We start from the raw sequence: 1881 nt of genomic DNA, 5'->3' as shown, positions 1-1881 counted from the left end.
AAAGAGGTCTACCGCCACGTCGGGTTGATGACGAAGGAAGAGATAGTCGCCCAGTTCAAAAAGATGGGCGTTGATTGATGGACGACCTGCTCGTCTCCATCGGGGGGTGGCTCACCTCGGCCCCGCTGCTGGCCTTCCTCGGGGTCTTCCTGGCGGGGATAATCTCCTCCTTCTCGCCCTGCGTCCTGGCGATGATCCCGCTCTCCATCGGCTTCGTCGGGGGGTACGCGCAGGGGAGCACCCGCAAGGCCCTTTCTTACAGCCTCTTGTTCATGCTGGGCCTGACGCTGACCTTCGTCATCCTCGGGGGGATCGCCGCCTATGTGGGCGGGCTCTTCGGGCTCCAGGGGAGCTTCTGGTACTGGATTCTCGCCGCGGTGGCGATTTTCGTGGGGCTGAACCTGTGGGGGTTGATCCGGATCGAGCTGCCCGGCTTCGCCCGGCTGAAGATCAAATCGAAGGGGCTCTGGGGCGCCTTCATCCTGGGGCTGCTCTTCGGGGTGGCCGCCTCCCCCTGCGCCGTGCCGGTGCTGGCGCTGGTCCTGGCCTTCGCCGCCACCAGCGAGAACGTCGCCTACGGCATGGGGCTCCTGTTGGCCTACGCCGTCGGCCACTGGCTGCTGGTCCTGGCGGCGGGGGTCTCGGCGGCCTTCGCCCAAAAATTGATCGGCTCGAAGAAGATGGAACAGGCCGGGGCCGTGCTGAAGAAGGTCGCCGGGAGCCTCTTGATCCTGGTCGGGCTGTATTTCGTCTATCTGGCCGTCTAGGGTTTTGATGCCGATCGTCGTCTCTCCTCCCCTCCATGACCGCGCGCCGGAGGGCGGAACAGGAGTAAACCGGCCGTGAAAAACCACACGGTGTTCATTTTAATGCTGGCCGTCTTCCTGGCCTTCTACCTCATGCCCTTCGCGTCGGGGCGGGTGGAAGGCGCCGCCGGGGAGGCGGTGGCGATGGCCACGGAGTACGCCCGCGAGCATGTCCTCTTCTGCCTCATCCCGGCATTCTTCATCGCCGGGGCGGTGGGCGCGTTCATTTCCAGCGGCGCGGTGCTGCGCTACCTGGGCGCCGGCGCGAACCGGGTCGTGGCCTACGGCGTGGCGAGCATCTCCGGGGCGGTGCTGGCCGTGTGCTCCTGCACCGTCCTGCCGCTCTTCGCGGGCATCTACAAGCGCGGGGCGGGAATCGGGCCCGCGACGACCGTCCTCTACGCCGGTCCGGCCATCAACGTCATGGCCGTCATTCTCACCGCGGCCGTTCTGGGGCCGACCCTGGGCATCGCCCGGGCGGTGGGCGCGGTCGTGTTCAGCGTGGTCATCGGCCTGGCCATGTCGGCCATCTTCCGGCGCTCCGACGAGAAGCGCGCGGCGGAGGCCCTGGCGGCAACCGTGGACACCGTGCCCCGGCGCAGGCCCTGGCAGGACGGCCTCTACTTCCTCACCATGATCGCCCTTCTGGTCTTCGTCAACTGGGGTGATACGGGCGGCGGGGGGTTGGGCCGCTGGCTCCACGAAAACCGCTTCTGGGTCGGCGGCGGGTTTCTGCTCATTCTGGCAATCCAGCTCCGGCGCTGGTTCAAGCGGGACGAGCTCCGGGAGTGGGGCGCCAAGAGCTGGGAGTTCGCCCGGCAGATTCTCCCCCTCCTCTTCGCGGGCGTCCTGGTGGCCGGGTTCCTCCTGGGTCGGCCCGGCCACGAGGGGCTCATCCCGTCCCGCTGGATCGAGGGCGCGGTGGGCGGCAACTCGCTGGCGGCGAACTTTTTCGCCGCGGTCGCCGGCGCGTTCATGTACTTCGCCACGCTCACCGAGGTGCCGATACTCCAGGGGCTCATGGCCAACGGCATGGGCAAAGGCCCTGCGCTGGCTCTTCTGCTTGCCGGTCCCG

The 1881-nt window shown here is 67.5% G+C and carries 2 protein-coding genes; both read left to right on the top strand.

Translation table 11 applies throughout. The features are described 5' to 3' along the window. Positions 1–77: 77 nt before the first annotated feature. On the top strand, positions 78–767 hold the full coding sequence (locus NTW26_01515; GenBank protein MCX7020952.1) for a sulfite exporter TauE/SafE family protein: 690 nt from the start codon (positions 78–80) through the stop codon (positions 765–767). A gap of 75 nt (positions 768–842) precedes the next feature. Continuing rightward, positions 843–1881, top strand: a 1039-nt coding sequence (locus tag NTW26_01510; protein ID MCX7020951.1) for a permease, incomplete at its 3' end; no start/stop codon positions are given.

This window comes from bacterium (assembly GCA_026398675.1).
Classification (GTDB): domain Bacteria; phylum RBG-13-66-14; class RBG-13-66-14; order RBG-13-66-14; family RBG-13-66-14; genus RBG-13-66-14.
This window is presented reverse-complemented; position numbering and strand designations above follow the sequence as displayed.

What these genes read in the sequence shown, in the direction of transcription:
- NTW26_01515 (MCX7020952.1), top strand. Translation starts at nt 78, where the DNA reads ATGGACGACCTGCTCGTCTCCATCGGGGGGTGGCTCACCTCGGCCCCG.